Source organism: Pseudonocardia sp. NPDC046786 (assembly GCF_040645415.1).
In the GTDB taxonomy this organism is placed as follows: Bacteria; Actinomycetota; Actinomycetes; order Mycobacteriales; family Pseudonocardiaceae; genus Pseudonocardia; species Pseudonocardia kongjuensis.
In genome coordinates this window covers 15,372-33,464 of sequence record NZ_JBEYYF010000040.1, presented here as the reverse complement: position 1 = coordinate 33,464, position 18,093 = coordinate 15,372, and the positions used below count along the sequence as shown (strand labels likewise).

General features: G+C 74.0%; 20 protein-coding genes and 1 rRNA gene. 13 read left to right on the top strand and 8 right to left on the bottom strand.

The window, feature by feature from the left end; genetic code table 11:
- Positions 1 to 65 (bottom strand): 16S ribosomal RNA (locus ABZ881_RS29565); the annotation flags it as partial.
- An 887-nt stretch (positions 66 to 952) separates the two neighbouring features.
- Positions 953 to 1,474, bottom strand: coding sequence for a CvpA family protein (locus ABZ881_RS29560; RefSeq protein WP_344024712.1), 522 nt, complete (start codon positions 1,472 to 1,474; stop codon positions 953 to 955).
- A 157-nt stretch (positions 1,475 to 1,631) separates the two neighbouring features.
- Between ABZ881_RS29560 and ABZ881_RS29555 the strand changes: the two genes are divergently transcribed.
- From ABZ881_RS29555 to ABZ881_RS29540, 4 genes are all read left to right on the top strand, one after another.
- Complete coding sequence (locus ABZ881_RS29555; RefSeq protein ID WP_358489123.1) at positions 1,632 to 2,306, top strand: DUF4383 domain-containing protein; 675 nt, start codon at positions 1,632 to 1,634, stop codon at positions 2,304 to 2,306.
- A 128-nt stretch (positions 2,307 to 2,434) separates the two neighbouring features.
- Positions 2,435 to 4,072: a GAF domain-containing SpoIIE family protein phosphatase gene (locus ABZ881_RS29550; protein ID WP_358489120.1), complete on the top strand. Its 1,638-nt coding sequence runs from the start codon at positions 2,435 to 2,437 to the stop codon at positions 4,070 to 4,072.
- Positions 4,069 to 5,136, top strand: coding sequence for a cobalamin-dependent protein (locus ABZ881_RS29545; RefSeq protein ID WP_358489118.1), 1,068 nt, complete (start codon positions 4,069 to 4,071; stop codon positions 5,134 to 5,136). Before ABZ881_RS29550 ends, ABZ881_RS29545 begins: the two co-directional genes overlap by 4 nt.
- Complete coding sequence (locus ABZ881_RS29540; RefSeq protein WP_358489116.1) at positions 5,133 to 5,495, top strand: STAS domain-containing protein; 363 nt, start codon at positions 5,133 to 5,135, stop codon at positions 5,493 to 5,495. Before ABZ881_RS29545 ends, ABZ881_RS29540 begins: the two co-directional genes overlap by 4 nt.
- 7 nt (positions 5,496 to 5,502) lie before the next feature.
- Here the strand turns inward: ABZ881_RS29540 and ABZ881_RS29535 are convergent, their stop codons facing one another.
- Positions 5,503 to 6,444: a ring-cleaving dioxygenase gene (locus ABZ881_RS29535; RefSeq protein ID WP_358489114.1), complete on the bottom strand. Its 942-nt coding sequence runs from the start codon at positions 6,442 to 6,444 to the stop codon at positions 5,503 to 5,505.
- A 117-nt stretch (positions 6,445 to 6,561) separates the two neighbouring features.
- Between ABZ881_RS29535 and ABZ881_RS29530 the strand changes: the two genes are divergently transcribed.
- Positions 6,562 to 6,711: a hypothetical protein gene (locus ABZ881_RS29530; RefSeq protein WP_358489111.1), complete on the top strand. Its 150-nt coding sequence runs from the start codon at positions 6,562 to 6,564 to the stop codon at positions 6,709 to 6,711.
- 46 nt (positions 6,712 to 6,757) lie between these two features.
- Positions 6,758 to 7,303, top strand: coding sequence for a DNA starvation/stationary phase protection protein (locus ABZ881_RS29525; RefSeq protein WP_358489109.1), 546 nt, complete (start codon positions 6,758 to 6,760; stop codon positions 7,301 to 7,303).
- 152 nt (positions 7,304 to 7,455) lie between these two features.
- Here ABZ881_RS29525 and ABZ881_RS29520 read toward each other — a convergent pair whose 3' ends face one another.
- Complete coding sequence (locus tag ABZ881_RS29520) at positions 7,456 to 7,779, bottom strand: DUF3040 domain-containing protein (RefSeq protein WP_344024726.1); 324 nt, start codon at positions 7,777 to 7,779, stop codon at positions 7,456 to 7,458.
- A 236-nt stretch (positions 7,780 to 8,015) separates the two neighbouring features.
- Here ABZ881_RS29520 and ABZ881_RS29515 point away from each other — a divergent pair, with 236 nt between their 5' ends.
- Positions 8,016 to 9,722 carry a BCCT family transporter gene (locus tag ABZ881_RS29515; RefSeq protein ID WP_358489107.1) on the top strand — a complete coding sequence of 569 codons (1,707 nt, stop codon included), beginning with the start codon at positions 8,016 to 8,018 and terminating at the stop codon, positions 9,720 to 9,722.
- Positions 9,723 to 9,777: 55 nt separating this feature from the next.
- Here ABZ881_RS29515 and ABZ881_RS29510 read toward each other — a convergent pair whose 3' ends face one another.
- Positions 9,778 to 10,488, bottom strand: a complete 711-nt coding sequence (locus ABZ881_RS29510; protein WP_358489105.1) for a metal-dependent transcriptional regulator — start codon at positions 10,486 to 10,488, stop codon at positions 9,778 to 9,780.
- A gap of 61 nt (positions 10,489 to 10,549) precedes the next feature.
- Here ABZ881_RS29510 and ABZ881_RS29505 point away from each other — a divergent pair, with 61 nt between their 5' ends.
- Positions 10,550 to 11,068: a TIGR02611 family protein gene (locus tag ABZ881_RS29505; protein ID WP_358489102.1), complete on the top strand. Its 519-nt coding sequence runs from the start codon at positions 10,550 to 10,552 to the stop codon at positions 11,066 to 11,068.
- Between the two features lie 13 nt (positions 11,069 to 11,081).
- Here the strand turns inward: ABZ881_RS29505 and ABZ881_RS29500 are convergent, their stop codons facing one another.
- Complete coding sequence (locus ABZ881_RS29500; RefSeq protein ID WP_358489101.1) at positions 11,082 to 11,600, bottom strand: TetR family transcriptional regulator; 519 nt, start codon at positions 11,598 to 11,600, stop codon at positions 11,082 to 11,084.
- Positions 11,593 to 11,922, bottom strand: a complete 330-nt coding sequence (locus ABZ881_RS29495) for a multidrug efflux SMR transporter (protein WP_344024736.1) — start codon at positions 11,920 to 11,922, stop codon at positions 11,593 to 11,595. The genes ABZ881_RS29500 and ABZ881_RS29495 overlap by 8 nt, the downstream gene beginning before the upstream one ends.
- 128 nt (positions 11,923 to 12,050) lie before the next feature.
- On the opposite strand from ABZ881_RS29495, the gene ABZ881_RS29490 reads away from it, so the two are divergent.
- From ABZ881_RS29490 to ABZ881_RS29470, 5 genes are all read left to right on the top strand, one after another.
- Positions 12,051 to 12,938, top strand: coding sequence for a nicotianamine synthase family protein (locus tag ABZ881_RS29490; protein WP_358489098.1), 888 nt, complete (start codon positions 12,051 to 12,053; stop codon positions 12,936 to 12,938).
- A gap of 73 nt (positions 12,939 to 13,011) precedes the next feature.
- A complete protein-coding gene (locus ABZ881_RS29485; RefSeq protein ID WP_358489097.1) occupies positions 13,012 to 13,173 on the top strand; it encodes a hypothetical protein in 162 nt (53 codons plus the stop codon).
- A 115-nt stretch (positions 13,174 to 13,288) separates the two neighbouring features.
- Positions 13,289 to 14,065 (top strand): response regulator transcription factor, encoded by a 777-nt coding sequence (locus ABZ881_RS29480; RefSeq protein ID WP_358489095.1) that lies wholly within the window; start codon positions 13,289 to 13,291, stop codon positions 14,063 to 14,065.
- Positions 14,062 to 15,444, top strand: a complete 1,383-nt coding sequence (locus ABZ881_RS29475) for a HAMP domain-containing sensor histidine kinase (RefSeq protein WP_358489092.1) — start codon at positions 14,062 to 14,064, stop codon at positions 15,442 to 15,444. The genes ABZ881_RS29480 and ABZ881_RS29475 overlap by 4 nt, the downstream gene beginning before the upstream one ends.
- Positions 15,441 to 15,701, top strand: a complete 261-nt coding sequence (locus ABZ881_RS29470; protein WP_358489090.1) for a hypothetical protein — start codon at positions 15,441 to 15,443, stop codon at positions 15,699 to 15,701. The genes ABZ881_RS29475 and ABZ881_RS29470 overlap by 4 nt, the downstream gene beginning before the upstream one ends.
- A gap of 301 nt (positions 15,702 to 16,002) precedes the next feature.
- Here ABZ881_RS29470 and ABZ881_RS29465 read toward each other — a convergent pair whose 3' ends face one another.
- Positions 16,003 to 18,081 (bottom strand): transglycosylase domain-containing protein, encoded by a 2,079-nt coding sequence (locus tag ABZ881_RS29465; RefSeq protein ID WP_358489088.1) that lies wholly within the window; start codon positions 18,079 to 18,081, stop codon positions 16,003 to 16,005.
- Positions 18,082 to 18,093: the final 12 nt, after the last annotated feature.

Sequence of the window (18,093 nt, the reverse complement as noted above, 5' to 3'; positions counted from 1 at the left end):
TCGACTTGCATGTGTTAAGCACGCCGCCAGCGTTCGTCCTGAGCCAGGATCAAACTCTCCAACAAAACCCTGACAAACACCACGATCCATCGACGGGGTCGACCGAACCATGGCAAAACAAACTGGCATAAAAACGCCAAAACAATAAATAGCTCGACACACTGTTGAGTTCTCAAAAGACACCCGCACCACACCACCGGATCCGAAGGCGGATCGCCTTGACCCCACCACCATAAACACCCGAGAAACTCGGACATCCACCGGGGGGACCATCTGGCCAACGGGGCCTGTTGACCGGGCTCTGCGGCCCGTTCTGTCCGGCTCACTCGCTGACAGGGAAGAAGTTACGGCACGGTGTCCGGCATGGTCAAACCGGGGGGTCCTCGTGTCGAACGGCAGGTGTCCTCGCAGGTCAACCGGCATGCGAGGACCGGCTGCACGGTTCCCGAGCGGCCCTCACAAGCGAATTCGGGGATCCCCGGACTTCTGTGACGCCGAGCACTTCACGGCTGCGGGACGGTGTCCGCGTGGTGTTCTCGACGGTCGGGGTCGTCGCATCGGCCCTGGATCGGGTGCCCCGACCAGGCCCGTTGCCCGGCGGAACGGCCGGATCGCCGGATCGGTAGCGCCCGGGCACCCCGGGTATCGGCGGCTCCCCGCCGTCCGCACCCCGGCACCGGGATCGCGCGGTGGCGGCGGACCTCCCGGACGGGTGGCGACCCCGCACTGAACAGGGCGGCGCCGCCGGCCCGGCCCCGGCAGCGGCCCCGTCCCGGCCGGCCGGGACGGAGCTCCGGTCGCTGCGGGTGGCCGACCGTCGGTGCCGTCACCGCATCAGGGGGGTATCCGCGCCGGGGTCCGGCGCGTTGACCGGGTGAGTGCTCCTCGCCGGCTCCCGCAGCGCGTCGGGGGCGAATGCGCGTCGCGATCCGGCGGGGAGCACTCCCCGATCTCAGCCGGCCGGCGGCCGGGCCGCGTCCACCGCGTCCCGCACCGCGGACGTCGTCGCCGGGAACACCTCGCCGACCGAGCTCAGGATCCGGCTGCCCCCGCCGAGCGCGTCGACCAGCGAGCCCACCGGGGCCAGTGCGGCCGGGTCGACCAGCGCCGGGACGACCCAGGACACCAGCCACATCACCAGCAGGGCGGCCACCCCGCCGGTGACGGCCCCGACCACGCGGTCCAGGAACGACAGCCGGGCACCGGCGAGCAGCCTGCTGACCAGGCCGCCGAGGAACCTCCCCACCAGCGAGCCCAGCAGCAGGCCGCCGAGGATGCCGAGCAGCCCCCACAGCCAGGCCGAGCCCGGGGTGGCCCCGAATCCGGCGAGCTGCGAGCCCCAGGCGGCACCGACACCGGCGCCGACGACCAGGCCGAGCAGGCTCCCGGCCCGAGCCACCCCGCCGAGCCTGCGGAACCCGCCGACCGCGGCGGCGAGCAGCACGATCAGCACGATCACGTCGAGCAGCGTCATGGGTCCTCCCCCGGCGGGCGTCCTCCGCCGCCGTTACCCGACCGACAGTGCCCGGCGGACCTGAGAGCGCGCTGAGGCCCGGCCCGCCGCCGGGTTTGACCGGCCTGGCGAGGGGATATCCGGAAGAGCCCCGCTCGATCAGTATCGGAGGAACTGCATGCCATCGCTCGGGTCCGACCCGCGTCTGCTGAACGGCCTGCACCGGGTCAGCAGCGCGCTGATCGGTGTCACCCTCTGGGTGTTCGGGGGGCTCGGAATCACGAACAACCTCGACTTCTTCTCCACCACCGGCGCACCGCTGTTCGGCATGACCACCAACAACCTGCTGTCCGCGGTCTCGCTGGTGGTCGGCACCGTGCTGGTGGCGGCCGCGGTGCGCGGCGGCCGGATGGCGTCCACGGTGAGCGTGACCGTCGGCGCGCTGTTCATGCTGTCCGGCGTGGTCAACGTCCTGCTCATCGGGACGCCGTACAACATCCTGTCGTTCCGGATGCCGAACGTCGTGTTCAGCCTGCTGGCCGGGCTGGTCCTGCTGACGCTCGGCGGCTACGGCCGGTTCACCGGACGGCTCCCGTCGGACAATCCGTACTCCGACGAGCAGCGGCATCCGGTGGACGCCGAGGGTGACGAGGACCGCGACCAGCGGCTCCCGCACGGCTCGGCGGACATCGAGGCCGCCGGGTCGCTCGCCGAGACCGAACGGCTGGTCGCCTCCGGCGGCGGCACCGACGAGCAGCGCCGCCTGCTCGCCGAGGTCGGGTCGATCCGCGATCTCGCCGAGCGGCGTCGCGCCTGGCAGGAACTCACCGGCCGGGGCAGCACACACGCGTGATCCCACGGTCCGGCCGCGCACCGTGCGGCCGGACCGTGACCTCCGGGAGGGCCGCGCGGACGGTACGGTGCGGTACCCCCTTCCGAACCCGGAACACGCCACGAACAGCAGGGAGACCGGTACCCGACGTGACGGAGATCCAGCAGACCACCGGCGGGCCGGCCCGGGTGGCCGACCCCCGGTGGACGGGTGCCCCCTGCGCCGCACTGACCGTGCGCGCCGACGGGACCGTGCTCGAGATCAACGACGCGGCGCTGGTCCTGGTGCCGACGCTGCGGACCGGTGAGCCGCTGGACCGGGTCGCGCCGTGGCTGCACAGCGCCCACGTGGCCGCCGGTCCGGCCGGCTTCGCCGACGTGGTGGACGGCCGCGCCATCGAGGCCACCCCCACATCGCACGACGACGGCTCGGTCACCTGGTGGCTGGTCGACGTCACCGACGTCCGGTCGGTCCGCGACGAGCTGCGGATCGAGCAGGCCAGGGCGACCTTCCTGTCCGAGGCGTCCGCCGCACTGCTCGGCTCGCTGAACCTGCAGCGGTGCATGGAGGTGACCGCCGGGCTGGCGGTCGACGTGCTCGCCGACGCCGCGGTCGTCCTCTCCCCGGCGGGCCGCCGTCAGTACCGGGTCGTCAGCGCCGTCGCGGGCGGCGGCCCGGTGCAGTCGGCGACCACCCGGCTCGATCCGGACGAGGTGCCCGGCCTGGCCGAGGCGCTGCAGGGCTTCCCGCCCGTCCCGTCGCGCTGGATCGACCCGGCCGCAGCCCCGGCCTGGCTGGTGCCGTCCGGGATCGGCGCGGCCGGCTCGATCGTCATCACCCCGCTGCCGGGCCACGGCATCCCGGCCGGGGCGCTGGTGCTGCTGCGCCGCGCCGGTTCCGGCCCGTTCAGCGAGGGCGAGGAGACGACCGCCCGCGAGTTCGCCGCCCGGTCCGGTCTGGCGATGTCCGCCGCCCGGATGTTCGCCCAGCAGGCGTCCGTCACCGAGACCCTGATGCGCGACCTGCTGCCACCGCGCCTGGAGCAGATCGCCGGCGTCGAGTTCGCCGGCGGCTACCGGCCCGCCGAGGACGGCGACCGGGTCGGCGGCGACTTCTACGACGTGCACCCCTGCGCGCCCACCGCCGACGGGGCCGCCCGGACCCTCGCCGTGCTCGGCGACGTCTGCGGCAAGGGCCTGGAGGCGGCCGTGCTGACCGGGAAGATCCGCAGCACGCTGCACGCACTGCTCCCGATGGCCGACGACCACGGCCGCCTGCTCGACCTGCTCAACGACGCCCTGCTCAGCGAGGACCACACCCGGTTCGTGACGATGGTGCTGGCGTCGGTGACCCGCGACGGGGCGGACGTCCGGCTGCGGCTCACCGCCGCGGGCCACCCGCCGCCGCTGATCGTGCGGGCGGACGGCCGGGTCGAGGAGGCCGACACCCGGGGCACCCTGGTCGGGGTGCTCCCCGCCGTCGCGGCGACCACCCACGAGACCCGGCTCGCCCCGGGCGAGACCTGCCTGCTCTACACCGACGGCATCACCGAGGCCCGCGGCGGCCCGATGGGCCACGACCAGTTCGGCGAGCAGCGCCTGCAGCGGGTGGCCGGCGAGTGCGCCGGCCTGCCCGCCGAGGCCCTCGTCGAGCGGATCCAGATGGTCGCCGCCGAGTGGGTCGGCCGCAACGCGCACGACGACATGGCCCTGCTCGCCGTCACCGCCCCCCGCGGGCGTCACCTGTCGGCGGTGGGTGGGCACGGTCGCGGCCGGTACACCGCATGAGCGGGCATCCGGATCCGGTCGTCCGCTGCACCGCGCTGCTGCGGGACGCGGTGCTGCGCGGGGACGAGTACACCGCGGTCGACGTCGTCGTGGACGCCCTGCACGACGGGATCGACGCGGAGACGGTGCTGCTCGAGGTGATCGGGGTGGTGCAGGCGTCGGTCGGCGAGGACTGGGCCGCGAACCGCATCTCGGTGGCCCAGGAGCACGCCGCGACGGCCATCAACGACCGGGTGATCGGCACCCTCGCGCTGTCCACCCCCCGCAGCCCCGGCGGCCGCGGCCGGATCACCGTCGCCTGCGTCGACGGCGAGTGGCACGCGCTCCCGGCCCGGCTGCTGGCCGAGGTGCTCCGGCTGCGCGGCTTCGACGTCGACTACCTCGGTGCCCAGGTCCCGTCGGCGCACCTGATCACCCACCTGCACCGGACCGGGCCGGACGCGGTGGCGCTGTCGTCGTCGATCGCCACCCGGCTGCCGACCGCGCACGCCACGATCTCGGCCTGCCAGGCCGCGGGCGTCCCGGTGATCGTCGGCGGGGCCGCGTTCGGACCGGACGGCCGGTACGCCCGGCTGCTCGCGGCCGACGCCTGGGCGCCCGACGCGCGGGCCGCCGCGGAGACACTGGCCGGCGGCCTGCCGGTACCGGCCCGCCCGCACGCCCAGCCGACCGACGACCTGCCGCACCTGTCCGACCAGGAGTTCACCCTGGTCGACCGGAACGCGCCCGGGCTGGTCGCCGCCGTCGTCGAGGGCCTGTCCGGCCGGATCCCCGAGATGGCGCACTACGACGACGCGCAGCTGCTGCGCACCGCCGAGGACGTCCGCCACATCGTCGACTTCCTGGCCGTCGCGCTCTACACCGGCGATCCGGAGCTGTTCACCGGGTTCCTGGACTGGACGGCCTCGGTGCTGTCCGCCCGGTCGGTGCCGCCGCACGTGCTGCCCCCGGTCCTCGACCTGCTGGGCGAGGAGCTGCGCGACTTCCCCAGGGCGTCGGACCTGCTGGCGGTGACCGCCGCCGCCCGCGACGGCGACCCGCACGGTGCCGGGAGGCCGGCATGAACGACGAACGAGGACCGGACGTGCCCCACTCCGAGCCACGACCGGGGGTCGCGCTGGTCGCGCTCTCCGGCGATCTCGACTACGACACCTCCGACGAGCTGGCCGACGCCGCCGACGCCGCGCTGCAGGCCGTCGCCGATCCGCACGAGCTCCGGCTGGACTGCGCCGGACTGGGGTTCTGCGACTCCTACGGCCTGTCGGCGCTGCTGATGCTGCGCCGGCGCACCGCGGCGGCCGGGATCGCGCTGCGCCTGGACAACCGCGGCCGCGCGCTGGACCGGCTGCTCCGCATCACCAGCACCTGGGAACACCTCACCGGCGAGCACCCGGCGGACCGCGCGGAGCGGCACGACACCTGACCGGGGCTCAGTCCCCGGCCGTCAGTGCGGGCAGGTTCGCCTCGATCGAGGCGCGATCGGGTTCCAGCCACGGCGGCAGCCGCAGCGACCGGCCGAGCTCGAGCAGCGGCTCGTCGACGGTGAAGCCGGGGCCGTCGGTGGCGAGCTCGAACAGCACGCCGCCGGGCTCCCGGAAGTAGATCGACGTGAAGTACCGCCGGTCGAGGATCTCGGTCACCTCGAGACCGCGGGCGACGAGCTCGTCGCGCCAGCGCTGCTGGGTCTCCCCGTCCGGCACCCGGAACGCGATGTGGTGCACGGTGCCGCCGGCCTGCAGCCCGCGGCCGTCCACCCCGTCCAGCACGTCCACCGCGGTCGCGGCCGGACCGTCCGCGCGGAACCGGGAGCGCGGCCCGTCGCCGCCGGCGTGGCTCATCCCGAGCTCGGCCAGCATCCGGTGGGTCGGCTCGGCGTCGGCCTCCGACAGGGTCACCGCGTGCAGCCCGCGGACGGCGTGCTCGGCCGGGACGTGGCCGGAGCCGTCCCAGCCGGAACGGTGGTCGCCGGGGGCCGCGACCAGCTCGACGACCAGGCCGTCCGGGTCGCGCAGGGTCAGCACCTCCTCGTCGTCCCGGGTGACCGGCCCGTCGACCGGGACGCCCAGACCGGTGAGCCGGCCCTGCCACCAGCCCAGCGACTCCGGCGGGACGGCGAACGAGGTCGCCGTGGTGAGCCCCGCGCCGGTACGGCCCGGTCGCACGTCCGGCCACGGGAAGAAGGTGAGCAGCGTGGCCGGGTTGCCGCCGCCGTCGCCGTAATAGACGTGGTAGACCTGCGGCGCGTCGAAGTTGACCGTCCGCTTCACCAGCCGCAGCCCCAGCACTGTCACGTAGAAGTCCACGTTCCGCTGCGGATCACCGGCCACCGCCGTGACGTGGTGCAGGCCGTGCGGGGTGAGTTCGGTCGACATCCACCCTCCTTGTCTGGTCGTTGCCCTCACAACTACCACGGCAACCGGCGGCGCACCCGTCGGAACCGGGATCGCGGTGCCGTACATGAACCCGCGCCGAGCGGGTACCCGGATCCCATGACGACGTCCGACGCGACCCGCCGCGAGACCGGTCCGGTCCCGACGGAGCAGAGCGACACACCCGTCGACGAGACCCCCGACGGCGACGGCGTGCACCTCGCCGAGCAGCCGGTGGAACCGTACGACGAGCGTCCCGCGGCCTCCTGAGACCCGCCCTGCACACGATCACCACACGGAAGGACAGCGATCCATCATGGCCACCATCCGCTACACCGTTCCCGGACTCGAGCGGGGCGACGCCGAGCAGGTCGTCGCGCTGCTGCAGAACCGCCTGCACGCGCTCAACGACCTCCAGCTGACCCTCAAGCACGTGCACTGGAACGTGGTGGGCCCGAACTTCATCGCGGTGCACGAGATGCTCGACCCGCAGGTCGACAGTGTGCGCGGCATGGTCGACGACGTCGCCGAGCGGATCGCCACCCTCGGCGGCTCGCCGGACGGCACCCCCGGGGCGCTCGTGCGCGACCGCACCTGGGACGACTACTCGATCGGCCGGGACGAGGCGATTGCGCACCTCGGGGCGCTGGACCTCGTCTACACCGGGGTCATCACCGACCACCGCACCCAGATCGAGAAGCTGGAGACGCTCGACCCGGTCACCCAGGACATGCTGATCGCGCAGTCCGGCGAGCTGGAGCAGTTCCAGTGGTTCGTGCGCGCCCACCTGGAGAGCTCGGACGGCTCGCTGCGCTCGGCGGACTCCGGCACCGAGGCCGACGCGGCCGACGCCACGCGCTGAGTCCCATGCGCTGGTCCCATGCGCTGAGTCCCATGCACAGCGCCTGACGCACCCGGGCCCGGTTCCGCATCCGCGGGACCGGGCCCGTCCGTGTGCGCCGGACCGCTCCCGGGCCGGGCGCCGGGACCGCTCCCGGGCCGGCGGCCCGGGGCTCAGAGCTCGCCGCGCCGGCGGGCCCAGTACAGGCAGCCGGCCGGCACCAGCACCAGCTGCACGCCGAGCACCACGGCCAGGGCCAGCACCGGCGGGAGCGCGACGATCACCAGCGCGTAGAGCACGGCGACCGTCATCACCCCCAGCACGAGCGGCCAGGCGAGCGGCGTCCCGGTCTGTGCCGCGGGCGGGTGCGTGTTCCCCTCGACACCGTGCAGCCGGTGCACCAGACCGGGGTCGTCGCGCAGCGTCGCCGCCGAGATCTCGTCCAGCACCCGCAGCTCACGCTGGTCCAGCGGACGGGCGGGACGGTCCTCCAGCACGGCACTCCTCGTCAGGGTCCGGCGCGGACGCGATGGGTCTTCAGGGTAGGTCGCGGCGGTGGCACCGGCCACCGGAGCGCGCCCCGTGCTGTGCGGATGCTCCGAGTGGACCTACAGTGCCTGCGATATGACGCAAAGGTCTGAATCGTGACCGTGGTCGTCATCGTGTCGATCCGAGCGGTATGGGGGGAAATGAGTTGATTCGTCGATATTTCCGAGAGCACACCAGCCCACCCGTGTTCATCAGCTCGGCCGTGCTGGCCGTGGCCTTCGTGCTGTGGGGGGTGATCTCGCCGACGTCGCTGGGCGAGGTGGCCGGGGCCGTCAACACCTGGATCACCGACACGCTCGGCTGGCTGTACATCTTCTCCGCCACCGGGTTCCTGATCTTCGTCCTGTTCCTCATGATGTCCCGGTACGGCCGGGTGAAGCTGGGGCCGTCGGACTCCACGCCGGAGTACGGGAACACCTCGTGGTTCGCGATGCTGTTCACCGCGGGCATGGGTATCGGCCTGGTGTTCTACGCGGTGTCGGAACCGATCTCGCACTTCACCGCACCGCCGACCGGTGAGCCGAGCTCACCGGAGGCGGCCCGCGACTCGATGCTCTACACGTTCTTCCACTGGGGCCTGCACCCGTGGGCGATCTACATCGTGCTCGGCCTGTCGCTGGGCTACTTCGCGTTCCGCCGCGGCCTGCCGCTGCGCCCGGCCGCCGCGCTCTACCCGCTGCTCAAGGAGCGGATCAACGGCTGGCCGGGCTACCTGGTCGACGTGCTCGCCGTGTTCGGCACACTGTTCGGCCTGGCCACCTCGCTCGGCATCGGTGCCCAGCAGGTCGCCGCCGGGCTGGACGTGCTGTTCGGCTGGGAGAACACCACCACGCTGCAGGTGCTGCTGATCCTGGGGATCACCGCCGTCGCGATCGCCTCGCTGATGCTCGGCCTGGACAAGGGCATCCGGCGGCTGGCCCTGCTGAACCTGTGGCTCGCGCTCGCGCTGATGCTGTTCGTGTTCTTCTTCGGGCCGACCCGCGACCTGCTCAACAGCCTCGCCGCGAACATGGGCAGCTACGTCCAGGAGGTCCCCGGGCTGAGCTTCCAGACCTTCCCGGACGGCGGCAACGGCACTGCGGCCGAGTGGCAGAGCGGCTGGACGCTCTTCTACTGGGGCTGGTGGATCTCCTGGTCGCCGTTCGTCGGCATGTTCCTGGCCCGGATCTCCTACGGCCGCACCATCCGGCAGTTCGTGGCCGGCTGCCTGTTCGCCCCGGTCGGCGCCTCCATGGTGTGGCTGACCGTCTTCGGCAACAGCGCGCTGGAGCTCGTGCAGAACGACCCGGACCACCCGCTGGCGACCGCGGCCCCGGAGACCGCGATCTACGTGCTGCTGGCCCAGCTGCCGGTCGCCCAGATCCTGATCACGCTGGCGTCCGTCCTGACGGTGTTCGTGGTGGTGCTGTTCTTCGCGACGTCCTCGGACTCCGGCTCGCTCGTCGTCGACATACTGACCAACGGCGGCGACCCGAACCCGCGCTGGCAGCAGCGGCTGTTCTGGGCGGTGCTGGAGGGTGTGATCGCCGCGGTGCTGCTGGCCGCGGGCGCGGCGACCGGGGCGGACGCGCTGTCCGCGCTGCAGACCGCGGCGATCGTGGCCGGGCTCCCGCTGGGCATCGTGCTGATCCTGATGGCGATCGGCCTGTCCACGGCACTGCGCGACGAGAAGTTCGTGGTGGCGCTGCCGCCGGAGCCCTCGCCGCTGGACTCGCTGCGCCGCAGCACCAGCCGGGCCGAGCCCGGCCCGGACGACGACCGGCCCGCCGGGCAGCGGACCGGGTCCGATCCGCTGATGTGCGAGACGGCCGTCGCCGAGTTCGCCACGTCGTCCCCGTCGGACGGCGGGGACGATCCGGGGCGGGCGTCCGGTCCCGGCGACCGGAGCTGACCGGCCGGTGGGGCCGGGGGACGCGATTCCCCCGGCCCCACCGACGTCACGGGCGTCAGGCCGGTTCGCCCGATCCCACCCACAGCGCGCGGGCCAGCGACGGGCCCCATTCCTCGTCGGTGTCGTCCCGCCCGTCGCCGTTGCGCTGCAGCCGCACCACGAACGGGCCGTCGAACGGCTTGCGCGCCGCCAGCTGCACCCGGTCGCCGAGCCGCACGTCGTGCGCGTCGAGGAAGCGCAGCACCTCGGGATCGGTGTCGTCGACCCGGACCAGCTCGCCGCCCTCGCCGAAGCGGAGATCGGGCAACCGGCGGGCGAGCACCTCGGGCAGCTCGCCGTCCCGGCCGGGGATCGGATCGCCGTGCGGGTCGTAGCGGGGATGGCCGAGCCGGTCGTCGATCCGGTCCAGCAGGCGGTCGGAGACGGCGTGCTCCAGCGCCTCGGCCTCCTCGTGCACCTCGTCCCAGGCCAGGTCCAGCTCGGTCACCAGGAACATCTCGATCAGCCGGTGGCGCCGGACCACGGCCAGCGCGGACGCCCGGCCTACCGGGGTGAGGGTGATCCCGGCGTAGCGCGCGTGATCGACCAGCCCGGTCTCGACCAGCTTGCGCACCATCCCCGACGCCGACGGCGACGACACCTGCAGCCGCTCGGCCAGCGCGGAGATGCCCACCGAGCCTTCCCACCGCTCCCCCAGCAGGAAAATGGTCTTCAGGTAGTTCTCCACGGACTCCGAATGGCGCTCGCCGGTGGGAACCGTGTTCATGAGGCCCACGGTATCCGCCCGCAGCAGGAGCCGGGGATGAACATCTGCAACCATGCTGGCCATGAGCGACGGTCGGCCCCCGGGCAGCGCACCCGACCAGGGCTCCTCCGCCCGCCCGTCCGCCGACCGGCCCGCCGCCCCGCCGGTTCGCGGCTGGCGTGCCCGCTACCACGGCGCGCACACCCGCTACCGCGGCTTCCGCGACGGATTGCGGCACCGCCCGGTCGTGGACCGCTGCTGGCGCTGGAGCATCGGGGGGCTCGGCACGCTGATCGTGATCGTCGGCATCATCCTGATCCCCTACCCCGGCCCCGGCTGGCTCGTCGTGTTCACCGGGCTGGCGGTGCTGGCCTCGGAGTTCGAGGGGGCGCGCCGGCTGCTGCACTTCGCCCGCAGGCACTACGACCGGTGGAACGACTGGCAGAAGCAGCAGCACATCGTCGTCCGGCTGCTGCTGTTCGCCGCGACCGGCGCCGTGGTGCTGGTCACGCTGTGGCTGCTCGACGTGTTCGGGCTGGTGAGCGACTGGTTCGGGATCGACGCCGGCTGGCTGGACTCGCCGCTGGAGCCGTTCGCCTGAGCCGTCGGTGGCGTCAGATCCGCAGCAGCACCGACGGGTCGTCCGACGCGCCCAGCGCGGCGGACAGGCAGAGGCCGTTCACGCAGGCCACCAGCAGCGGCCGCCGCTGCGGGTCGTCGGGCAGTAGCCGGACGGCGGCCGCCGCCAGCGCGTCGTCCCAGCGCCGCAGCTCGTGCGCCAGGTCCGGGCGGCGGGCGGCGAACAGCAGCAGCTCGTACTCGGCGACCGTGAGCGACAGGTCGTGCCTGCTGCCCCACTCCCCGAGCGCCACGACCAGCTCGGCGACGGTGCGCACACCGGCCAGCCGGTCGATGTAGCGGTCGTTGACCGTGGCCAGCGCGGACACCAGCAGCTCGTCGACCGAGGCGAAGTAGTAGAGCACCGCGCTCGGCGGCACCTGCGCCTCCGCCGCCACGGCGCGCTGGGTGACCGCGCCCGTCCCGTCCCGGCCGACCAGCCGCAGCGTCGCGTCGAGCAGCGCGCGGCGGCGGCGCTCGCCCTTGCGCAGCCGGCCGTCGGCGGGCTCAGGCATGCGCCGCCGATCCGCCCATCTCCAGCGCCAGCACGCCACCGATGACCAGCACGATCCCGCCGACCTGCACCCAGGTCAGCGACTCGCCGAGGAACAGCACCCCGAGCAGCGCGACGATCGCGACCCCGGCCGCGGCCCACACCCCGTAGGCGACGCCGAGCGCCATCCCCCGGGTGAGCGCCTGGGCCAGCGCCCAGAATGCCAGGCCGTAGCCGGCGACGGTGACCAGTGACGGCAGCAGCCTGCTGAAACCCTGCGACGCCCGCAGCGACATGGTGGCCGTCACCTCGGCCCCGATCGCCAGTGCGAGCCATCCCCACATGTGTCCGTCCTCCCTGTCCGGCGGTGTCCGGCCCGACGCTATCCTGGTTCTGGAGCAGATGCTCAGGTTTATCGGCCACCCGGTCGACCGACATGCATAACGATTGTCATTGGTTACTGTCGATCAACGTGACTACGCAGAGGAGCCAAGCGATCACTGCCATCGGGTTCCCGGCGCCCCGCGCGCCGCGGGACGCCGGCGGTGCCGCCATCACCACCGCCGAGCGGCTGGTCGCGCTGTGCGAGGAGCTGGAGCGGACCGACCTGCGGCCCGGTCCGGTGGTGGACGCCGCGTTCGGCGAGCTGGTGCGGCTCTGCTGCCATCCGCCGGCGGGCTGTACCGGCGCGGTCCTCGAGCGCGTGGCGGCGCACGTCGACCGGCTGCGCGGGCTGAGCTCGGCGGGCGAGGGCCTGATGGAGCAGTACTGGGCGGACCGGATCGCCGGCGCCGCCGACCCGGCCGCCGAGCTCGAACGATTCCCCTACCTGGGGAACTACCTCGACCTGGTGCGCCTCGAGATCGCCGCGCTCGCCGCGGTCGGGCTGGATCTGCCGCGCCGGGTCGTCGTGCTCGGGTCCGGGCCGCTGCCGCTCACCGGGCTGGTGCTCGCCACCCGGCACGGTGCCGAGGTGCTGCACGTCGACCGGGACCCGATCGCGTTGGAGGCGGGCACCTCGGTCGCCGGGGCCGTCGGGGCCCGGACCGGCAGCCTGGTCGCGGACCTGTCGTCCGCGACGCTGTCCGCGGACCTGGTGGACGAGATCGGCCGGGCCGATCTCGTTCTGCTGGGCGCGCTGGTCGGCGCGGACGCCGCCGCCAAGGAGGCGATCACCACCCGGCTCGCGGCCGTCGCGGGCCCGGGGACGACGCTGCTCGTGCGCACCGCGACAGGCCTGCGGACCCTGCTCTACCCGGAGGTGCACCCGGCCGACCTGCCCGGCCTGGACGTGCTGCTGGAGGTGCACCCGCGCACCGACGTGGTGAACTCGGTCCTGGTGGCGCGCGCGCCGCGCTGAGCCGCCGCCCCGCGGCTGGACGGCGGTGCCCCCGCGGCTGGACGGCGGCGCCGCGCGGTGGTCCGATGGCGGCATGTCCGAGACGGCACCGGCCCGCCGGGACCCCGAGCACTCCGCGGAGGAGATCGGGGACCCGGTGTGCTGGCTGGACCGGCTCTGCCCGGAGTGCGGCGCCGTGCCGTCGCCGGAGCAGGGACGCACCGGCCCGCAACGCTGCTGGCGGTGCGGCAGCTGACCCGTTCGCGTGGGGTGCACGTCGACCGCCCGCTGCTTACGATCAGCTGACGATCGTCGCGGGCGGACCCAGCGGTTCGACCTCACGTCGGCGATCGGGTGGAATCGGGGTCATCATGGTCGAGCTCGAGGTGGCACAGGGCGGAGTCGGTTCCCGGACCCGGGTGCTGATCGTGGACGACGACGTGCGCATCGGGCAGGCGCTCGGGCTCGCCCTGGACGACGAGGGCTTCGACGTCGACGCGGTGCACACCGGCGAGGACGCCCTCGCCCGGGCCGGCGCGCCCGACATCGACCTGGTGCTGCTGGACCTGATGCTGCCCGGGATCGACGGGCTCACCGTCTGCCGCAGGCTGCGCGACGCGGGCGACCTGCCGATCATCATGGTGACCGCGCGGTCCGACTCCGCCGACGTCATCGCCGGGCTCGAGGCCGGCGCCGACGACTACGTGACGAAGCCGCTGGTCGCAGGCGAGCTGGCGGCCCGGATCCGGGCCCTGCTGCGGCGCCGCAGGCCGGCCCCGGCCACGCCGCGCCGGTTGCTGCTCGGCGACGTCGAGCTGCGCCCCGACGAGGGCGTCGTGCTGCGCGCCGGCGATCCGGTGCACCTGACCCGCACCGAGTTCCGGCTGCTCGCCGAGCTGGCGGCGGCCGCGGGCCGGATCGTCACCCGCGACGAGCTGCTGTCCCGGGTCTGGGGCTACGAGTACCACGGCGACACCCGGCTGCTGGACGTGCACGTCCGCCGGTTGCGGCGCAAGGTCGAGGCCGATCCGGACCGGCCCACCGTGGTGCTCACCGTGCGCGGGGCCGGTTACAAGGCCGGCCGGGTCGAGCGCAGGCCCGAACCGGCCGTCCCGGACTCGGAGCCGGTGCCCGGCTGGCGCGGATGACCCCTCCCGGCGCACCCCGCCGGTCGGTGCTGGACCGCCTGCCGCTGCGGCACCGGGTCGGGGCCGCGTTCGCGCTGGTGTCGCTGGTGGTGACCGGCCTGTTCGCCACCGTCACCTGGAACCTGGCGTCCTACTACCTGGTCGAGCAGCGGGTGGAGGGCGCGACCCGGCAGGTCGAGGTGAACGTCCGGCTGGTCGAGCGGGCGATCTCCGCCAGTCCCGAGTCCGACGGGCTGGACGACCTGCTCACCGGGCTGGCCGGCACCCCGAACACCACCGTCGCCCTCCGGCACGACGGCAACTGGATCACCAGCGGCCGCGACATCGACGTCTCCGAGCTGCCGAAGCCGTTGCTGGACATGGCCCGGTCCGGGATCGGCGCCCGGCAGCGGATGCTGGTCGAGGGGATGCCCAGCCTGGTCGTCGCCGCCCCGATGCCCGGCGAGACGGTGTTCGTCGAGGTCTTCCCGCTGCAGCTGCTGGACGCCAACCTGCGGTTCCTGAGCTCGGTGCTGATCATCGGCGTGGCGGTCAGCACAGTGCTCGGGCTCGGGCTCGGGCACTGGGCGGGCCGGCGGGCGCTGCAGCCGCTGACCGAGCTGACCGAGGCCGCCGGCCGGGTCGCCGGTGGCGATCTCGCCGCCCGGCTGCCGGGCAGCTCCGACGCCGAACTCGCGCCACTGGTCGCGACCTTCAACCGGACCGCCGACGCGCTGGAGCAGCGGGTGGCCCGGGACGCGCGTTTCGCCGCCGACGTCAGCCACGAGCTGCGCTCGCCGCTGACCACGCTGGTGAACGCGGTCGCTGTGCTGCGGCGCAGGCGCTCCGAGCTGCCGCCGACCGCGCAGCAGGCGGTGGACCTGCTCGACGGCGACATCCAGCGGTTCCGCCGGATGGTGCTCGACCTGCTGGAGATCTCCCGCAGCGACACCCTGGAGCGCGAGCCGTGGGAGCTGGGGGAGCTCGTGCGCGGGATCGTCGGGGTGCGCGGCGGGGAGCCGCCGGAGATCGACGCGCCGGAGCCGGTGACGGTGCGCGCGGACCGGCGCCGTATCGACCAGATCCTCGGCAACCTGCTCGACAACGCCGACGCGCACGGCGGCGGCGCCGTGCGGGTCGGGGTGTCGGCGCGGGAGGGCCGCGGCCGGATCGAGGTCGACGACGCCGGGCCGGGAGTGCCCGCCGGGAAGCGGGCCGAAGTGTTCGAGCGGTTCTCCCGGGGTGCCCGGGCGGGCAGCCGCGGCGACGGCGGCGGCACCGGGCTCGGACTGTCGCTGGTGGCGGCGCACGTCCGCAGGCACGACGGATCGGTGTGGATCGAGGACCGGCCCGGCGGCGGTGCCCGGGTCGTGGTGGAGCTTCCGGGGGTGGCGGCATGAGACGCGTCGTGGTGGTGCTCGCCGTCGGGCTGGCGGTCGCGCTGGGCGGGTGCGGGGTGACCCTGGAGGACGAGCCGGAGCCCTACGGCCCGGCCACGGAGGCGCCGTCGCCCGCGCCGACCGTGAGCGTCCGGCCGGACGACCTGCCGGAGGACGCGCCGACCCCGTCGGCCACCCCGACCCCGGCCCCCACCTCGACCCCGACCCACTCCGGAACTGCTCCGGACACCCGCCCTGACCAGGGCGGAGATGCCTGACGGTTGGCTGACGATCGCGATCGGTGTCCCCGGCCGGGAGCTGCCGGGGGCAGAATCGGGGACGGGTGATCGGCGGTGTAGTGCGCGGCTTCTGGGGAGCGGTCGCGCACGGCCCCGCCGCTACGGCCCACCGCGGACGGGTACCCGTCCGCGACCGGGGACGGCGACGGCTCACGCCCGTCGCCGTCCCGGGTGGACCGGTGGTCCCGGGTGGACCGGTCCGTACCGCACGCGCCGGGCGAGCCGCCGATCACCGTCCGGCGGCCGGGTCCCGCGCCGGACGGACGGCCCGGCCGGCCGGTCAGGTCCCCGCGGCGGTCCCGGGCAGCGGGGTGGCCCCGGCGCCGCCGTCGAGGGCGGAGACCATCGCGAACCAGGCCCGCGCCGGCACCGCCCCGCCGGTGAGGTTGCCGGACCCGCAGGTGCGCAGCGGGCCGGTGCACACCGGGCGCGGCGTCCCGGTCGGCAGCGTCATCACCGAGCCGGCCCGGTCGCCCGTGGCCCCGATGAACGCGGCCGAGGCGTAGTTCTGGGTGGTCCCGGTCTTGGCGATCACCTGCCGGTTCCAGCCCACCGCGGCGGCCGCGCCCGCGGCGGTGCCGGAGGTCGCGTCCCCGGACAGTGCGGTGACCAGGTCGCGGGCCACCGACTCGTCGATCACCCGGTCGCAGCGCGGGCCCGGGAGCGCGACGTCGCCGCCGTCCCGGTCGGTTACCGACTCCACGAACAGCGGCGTGCAGTGCACCCCGCCGGAGGCGATGGTGGCGCCGACGGTCGCCAGCTCCAGCGGGCTGGTGCCCTCCGGGCCGAGGGTGAACGACGCCCGGCGCTGGGCGATCACCGCCTCGCCGACGGTGCCGCCGTCGCGGGTGGGCGCCTCCAGGGTCTGCCGGAGCCCGAGCCGCCACGCCATGTCGACCACCGGCTGCAGCGACCCGATCCGGTCGGTGAGCTCGACGAACGGGGTGTTCGGCGAGCTGGCGAGCGCCTGCCGCAGGGTCATCGGGCCGCTGCCGGAGTTGCCGTAGTTCGCGACGGTGTAGGGCGCCGTGCCGTTGCGGAAGTTGCGCGAGGTGTAACTCGCCGGGTTGTCCAGCATGCTGTCCGGGGTGACGATCCCGCTCTCCAGCGCGGCCGCCGCGGTGAACACCTTGTAGACCGAGCCGGCGCCGTGCAGCGGCAGGGTGGCGAGCGGGTAGGCGGTCTCGCCGGCGTCGGCGTCGAAGCCGTACTCGCTGCTGGAGACGAGCGCGTCGACCCGGCCGGTGCCCGGCTGCACCAGCGCGGCGACGTTCGCGACCGACGACGAGCCCTCGGCGCCGCCGGTCCGGCGGACCGCGGTCAGTGCCTCCTCGGTGGCCCGCGGATCGAGGGTGGTGCGGATCGTGTACCCGCCGTTGCGCAGCACGCCCGCCTCCAGGCCGGCGGCGTCGAGCGCCTCGACGACGGCCTGGCAGAAGTGGCCGGTGCCCTCGCGGGCGCCGGCACAGCCCTGGGCGGGGACGCCGGCGTCCGGGCGGACCTCGACCGGGGTGGCGCGGGCCTGCTCGGCCTGGGCCGGGGTGATCGAGCCGACATCGACCATCGCGGAGATCACCGTGTCCCGGCGGTTATGCGCGGCCTCCGGGTTGTTCAGCGGGTCGAACCGCTCGGGGGCCTGGATCATCCCGGCCAGCAGCGCGGCCTGCGGGACGGTGAGCCGGTCGGCGGTCGTCCCGAACCAGGTGCGGGCCGCGTTCTGCACGCCGTAGGCGCCGCGGCCGAAGTAGATCAGGTCGAGATAGCCGGCGAGGATCTCCTCCTTGTCCAGCACCGCCTCGACCTGGTGCGCCAGCCGCACCTCGGCGAGCTTGCGGGCCGGGGTGTTCGCGGTCGCCGCGCGCTCCTCCTCCGGTGTGGAGGCGAGCACGTTGAGCCGGTAGTTCTTGACGTACTGCATCGTCAGCGTGGAGGCGCCCTGCCCGTCCAGTGCGGAGCCGCCTGCCGCGTTGCTGATCAGCGCCCGGCCCATCCCGTACCAGTCGACGCCGTCGTGCTCGTAGAACCGGCGGTCCTCGATGGCGACGATCGCGGCGGTCATCGTGTCCGCGATGCCGTCCGGCCCGACCGGCTCCCGGTGCTGGTCGTAGAGGTGCGCGAACGGCTCGCCCGCGGCGTCGAGCAGCACCGACGTGGCGCCCATCCGCCCGTCGCCGAGCCGGGCGCTGGTGGCCTCGTCGGCGACGCCGGTGATCTCCTCGGTCACCACCGCCGTCGCGACGGCGACCGGCGCCAGCATCCCGGCGAGCAGCACCCCGGCCAGCGCACTCGCCCCGAGCCCCTGCAACAGCCTGCGACGGACGAAGCGCGCGCGGTCACCGGCGGGTGGGGAGTCGGGCATGCCCCCAGGTTC

Excerpts from the sequence above, each read along its gene's own strand:
- ABZ881_RS29560 (WP_344024712.1), bottom strand. The coding sequence starts at position 1,474 with ATGACGCTGCTCGACGTGATCGTGCTGATCGTGCTGCTCGCCGCCGCG.
- ABZ881_RS29555 (WP_358489123.1), top strand. The coding sequence starts at position 1,632 with ATGCCATCGCTCGGGTCCGACCCGCGTCTGCTGAACGGCCTGCACCGG.
- ABZ881_RS29545 (WP_358489118.1), top strand. The coding sequence starts at position 4,069 with ATGAGCGGGCATCCGGATCCGGTCGTCCGCTGCACCGCGCTGCTGCGG.
- ABZ881_RS29540 (WP_358489116.1), top strand. The coding sequence starts at position 5,133 with ATGAACGACGAACGAGGACCGGACGTGCCCCACTCCGAGCCACGACCG.
- ABZ881_RS29535 (WP_358489114.1), bottom strand. The coding sequence starts at position 6,444 with ATGTCGACCGAACTCACCCCGCACGGCCTGCACCACGTCACGGCGGTG.
- ABZ881_RS29530 (WP_358489111.1), top strand. The coding sequence starts at position 6,562 with ATGACGACGTCCGACGCGACCCGCCGCGAGACCGGTCCGGTCCCGACG.
- ABZ881_RS29525 (WP_358489109.1), top strand. The coding sequence starts at position 6,758 with ATGGCCACCATCCGCTACACCGTTCCCGGACTCGAGCGGGGCGACGCC.
- ABZ881_RS29510 (WP_358489105.1), bottom strand. The coding sequence starts at position 10,488 with ATGAACACGGTTCCCACCGGCGAGCGCCATTCGGAGTCCGTGGAGAAC.
- ABZ881_RS29505 (WP_358489102.1), top strand. The coding sequence starts at position 10,550 with ATGAGCGACGGTCGGCCCCCGGGCAGCGCACCCGACCAGGGCTCCTCC.
- ABZ881_RS29500 (WP_358489101.1), bottom strand. The coding sequence starts at position 11,600 with ATGCCTGAGCCCGCCGACGGCCGGCTGCGCAAGGGCGAGCGCCGCCGC.
- ABZ881_RS29495 (WP_344024736.1), bottom strand. The coding sequence starts at position 11,922 with ATGTGGGGATGGCTCGCACTGGCGATCGGGGCCGAGGTGACGGCCACC.
- ABZ881_RS29485 (WP_358489097.1), top strand. The coding sequence starts at position 13,012 with ATGTCCGAGACGGCACCGGCCCGCCGGGACCCCGAGCACTCCGCGGAG.
- ABZ881_RS29480 (WP_358489095.1), top strand. The coding sequence starts at position 13,289 with ATGGTCGAGCTCGAGGTGGCACAGGGCGGAGTCGGTTCCCGGACCCGG.
- ABZ881_RS29475 (WP_358489092.1), top strand. The coding sequence starts at position 14,062 with ATGACCCCTCCCGGCGCACCCCGCCGGTCGGTGCTGGACCGCCTGCCG.
- ABZ881_RS29470 (WP_358489090.1), top strand. The coding sequence starts at position 15,441 with ATGAGACGCGTCGTGGTGGTGCTCGCCGTCGGGCTGGCGGTCGCGCTG.
- ABZ881_RS29465 (WP_358489088.1), bottom strand. The coding sequence starts at position 18,081 with ATGCCCGACTCCCCACCCGCCGGTGACCGCGCGCGCTTCGTCCGTCGC.